A 3,784-nucleotide genomic window follows, 5' to 3' on the forward strand; every position below is an offset into this window, starting at 1 on the left:
CCCTCCCAGAGGGAGCTGGCAAAGCCGTAAGGCTTTGACTGAGGGAGTTAAGCACCCGCTTCCCACACAAAAAGCACCGCTTCCCTGTGCGGAAAGCGGTGCTTTTTTCAACCTTTTTCTGCCCGGTTGTGGAAAACCCGGTGCAGTTTTAGTTCTTCTTATTGGTGGGGACCATGACCTTCAGCCCGCCCATGTACGGCTGCAGCACTTCGGGGATGGTCACGCTGCCATCGGCCTGCAGATGGTTCTCCAGGAAGGCGATCAGCATACGCGGAGGTGCCACGCAGGTGTTGTTCAAGGTGTGGGCCAGATAGGTCTTGCCGTCCTTGCCCTTGATGCGGATGTGCAGACGGCGTGCCTGTGCGTCACCCAGATTGGAGCAGGAGCAGACCTCGAAGTACTTCTGCTGGCGGGGGCTCCATGCTTCGATATCGCAGCTCTTGACCTTCAGGTCAGCCAGATCGCCGGAGCAGCAGTTCAGCTGGCGCACGGGGATCTCCATGCTGCGGAACAGCTCCACGGACATCTTCCACAGCTTCTCGTACCAGTCGGCGCTCTCCTCGGGGCGGCAGACCACGATCATCTCCTGCTTCTCGAACTGGTGGATGCGGTAGATGCCGCGCTCCTCGATGCCGTGTGCGCCCTTCTCCTTGCGGAAGCAGGGGCTGTAAGAGGTCAGGGTCAGGGGCATCTTGCTCTCGTCCAGCGTCTGGTCGATGAAGCGGCCGATCATGGTGTGCTCGCTGGTGCCGATGAGGTACAGGTCCTCACCCTCGATCTTGTACATCATGGCGTCCATCTCGGGGAAGGACATGACGCCCTGCACCACGTTGCCGTGCATCATGAAGGGCGGGATGACGTAGGTGAAGCCCTTGTTGATCATAAAGTCGCGGGCATAGGCCAGCACAGCCTCGTGCAGGCGTGCGATGTTGCCCAGCAGGTAGTAGAAGCCGTTACCGGCCACGCGGCCTGCGGCGTCCATATCAATGCCGTCAAAGCTCTCCATGATCTCGGTGTGGTACGGGATGGGGAAATCCGGCACCACAGGCTCGCCGAAGCGCTGAGCCTCCACGTTATAGGTATCGTCCGGGCCGATGGGCACGCTGGGGTCGATCATCTGGGGAATGGAGTACATGATCTCCTGAATGCGGGCAGACAGTTCCTCCTCTTCCTTCTCCAGCTCTGCCATCTTGTCGGCGTCGGCCTTGACGGCGGCGTTGTTGGCATCGATCTGTGCCTGCAGCTCAGCCTTCTGTGCCTCATCGGTGCACTTCTTCAGCTGACCGAACAGCGGGCCGTTGGCCTTGCTCAGCTTGTTGCGGGCGGCCTTCAGGGCCTCCACTTCCTTCAGGGCTGCACGGTACTTGGCATCCTTTTCGATGACCTCATCCACCAGCGGCAGCTTTGCATCCTGAAACTTCTTTTTGATGTTTTCCTTAACGGCGTCCGGGTTCTCGCGGACAAATTTGATATCCAGCATGATTGACTCTCCTTAACTCTATTGGGCTTGCAGCGGCGCGTCTGGGGCTTTCCGCTGCCGTTCAAAGGCGGCAGTTCCCGCCTTGGATCGCATGATTATTCGGTTTCCATCTGGTACTGTCCCAGCAGGTTTGCAAAGGCGCGCAGCTGCTCGTCGGAGTAAAAATGCACCGTCAGCTTGCCCTTGCCGCCGTGGTAGGCCACGTTCACCTCGCTGCCCAGCACCTGTTTCAGGCTCTCTTCCACCTCCACCGGCAAAGTGCCGCGGGGTGCGGGTTCGCGGGGCTCCTTGGCGGGCTTTGCCATCTTTTTGCAAAGCGCCTCGGCCTGACGGACGTTCAGCTGGTTGTCCGCGATGATCTGCGCGGCTTCGGCCTGCAATTCCGGTGTGGGCAGACCCAGCACCACCTTGGCGTGGCCGGTATTGATAAAGCCGCTCTTCAGCAGCTCCAGCACCGTTTCCGGTAAGTTGAGCAGACGCAGGCTGTTTGCCAGTGCGCTGCGGCTCTTGCCCAGCTTGCGGGCGGCCTGCTCCTGTGTCAGGTCGCAGCGGGTCATCAGCTCCCGGATGCCGGCAGCTTCTTCCACCGGGTCCAGATCCTCGCGCTGCAGGTTCTCCACCAGCGCCAGCTCCATGGCCTGCTCATCGGACACATCCTTGATGACCACCGGCACCTCGGTAAGACCCGCCATGCGGGAGGCGCGCCAGCGGCGCTCGCCTGCCACGATGCTGTAGCCGCCCATGGGTCTCGGCCGCACCGCGATGGGCTGCAATAAGCCGTGCTCGGCGATGCTGGCAGCCAGTTCGCTGAGGGTCTCCTGTTCAAAGGTCTTGCGGGGCTGGTCGGGGTCCGGCTCGATCTCGCGCAGCGGCAGGGTCTCTACCGCTGCGTGCTCTGACTCAAAGACCGGTGCTGCGTCCTCAAACAGACTGTCCAGCCCGCGTCCGAGCCCTCCTTTTCCTCTTGCCATTGTTTACCTTGTTCCCCCTGTTTTAATCTTCCAGAGCGTTTTTCGCCGGCTCTGCGGCGGGTGCAGCCTTTGCGCGGGACTTCTTAGGTTCCTGCGGGCGGTTGTGCTTGACGAATTCGATGGCCAAGTCCATGTAGGCCTCGCTGCCCTTGCCCTTTGGCTCGTAGAAATTGATGGGCTGGCCGTAGCTGGGCGCTTCCGAAATGCGGATGGAGCGCGGGATGGTGGTCTTGTACACCTTGGAGCCGAAGTACTTCTGCACCTGCTCCACCACCTGCACGGTCAGGTTGTACCGCAGCGAGAACATGGTGAACACCACGCCCTCGATATCCAGATACGGGTTATACTTTTTGCGGATGGTCTTGAGGGTGCTGATGAGCTCCGACAGACCTTCCAGCGCATAGTATTCGCACTGCACCGGGATGAGCACACTGTCGCAGGCGCTCAGGCCGTTGAGGGTGAGCAGATCCAGACTGGGCGGGCAGTCGATAAAGATGAAGTCGTAGTCCTTCTGCACCTCAGCCAGCGCCTTGCGCAGACGCCCCTCACGGCCGGGCAGGTCGATCATTTCCAGACTGGCACCGGCCAGCCGGGTGTTGGAGCCGATGACATCGGTGCGGTACTCGGTGTGCCGGATGGCCTGCGCCGCCGTTGCCCTGCCGATAAGCACCTCATAGGTACCCGCTTCCACGCTGCGCTTTGGGATGCCATAGCCGGTGGTGGTGTTGCCCTGCGGGTCGAGATCTACGATAAGCACCTTTTTGCCCAGCGCCGCTACGCAGGACGAAAGGTTGACGGCGGTGGTGGTTTTTCCCACTCCGCCCTTCTGGTTTGCGATCGCTACAATTTTTGCCACGCGCTTTTCTTCCTCCCGGGGAAAGATTTGTTCCACATGGAACACGCAGTCGTGCCCGCCGGTTTCCCCGTCCGGCAGGCACCTCGGCTTCTAGTATAACACATCCAAATTGTTTTTTGAACCATCTGGAGCGTTTTTCAGCTGGATTTTTAACTTTTGAGGGTTGGAAAGTGGAAATTGCCCCTTCCGTCTTGCCCAAGGGGACGGCAAACCCTCTCAGTCATCGCTACGCGATGCCAGCTCCCCCGAAGGGGGAGCCCTTGGCATGGCGGGAAAGTTTCTGGCTGAAGTGCAAAGTATGCCTGAGCGGAGGTTACCCCTTCCGTCATCGCCTACGGCGATGCCACCTTCCCAAAGGGGACGGCTTTTAGCGGTGGCGATAAAGTTTCCGGCATAGCGCAAAGGCGTCCCCTTGGGGGAGCTGGCGCGTAGCGCCTGAGGGGCTTTAAATCGGCGGAGCCGGAAAAAACGGAGATC

3 protein-coding genes are annotated in these 3,784 nt (G+C 60.1%); all 3 read right to left on the reverse strand.

Annotation, left to right across the window (positions count from 1 at the left end; genetic code table 11):
- Positions 1-148: 148 nt before the first annotated feature.
- Positions 149-1,480, reverse strand: a complete 1,332-nt coding sequence (gene serS, locus WMO44_RS14450) for a serine--tRNA ligase (protein WP_118658657.1) — start codon at positions 1,478-1,480, stop codon at positions 149-151.
- Positions 1,481-1,575: 95 nt separating this feature from the next.
- Positions 1,576-2,451: a ParB/RepB/Spo0J family partition protein gene (locus tag WMO44_RS14455; protein ID WP_005924304.1), complete on the reverse strand. Its 876-nt coding sequence runs from the start codon at positions 2,449-2,451 to the stop codon at positions 1,576-1,578.
- Positions 2,452-2,473: 22 nt separating this feature from the next.
- Complete coding sequence (locus WMO44_RS14460; protein WP_170126605.1) at positions 2,474-3,307, reverse strand: ParA family protein; 834 nt, start codon at positions 3,305-3,307, stop codon at positions 2,474-2,476.
- Positions 3,308-3,784 lie beyond the last annotated feature (477 nt).

The organism is Faecalibacterium tardum (genome assembly GCF_040096515.1).
Classification (GTDB): Bacteria; Bacillota; Clostridia; order Oscillospirales; family Ruminococcaceae; genus Faecalibacterium; species Faecalibacterium tardum.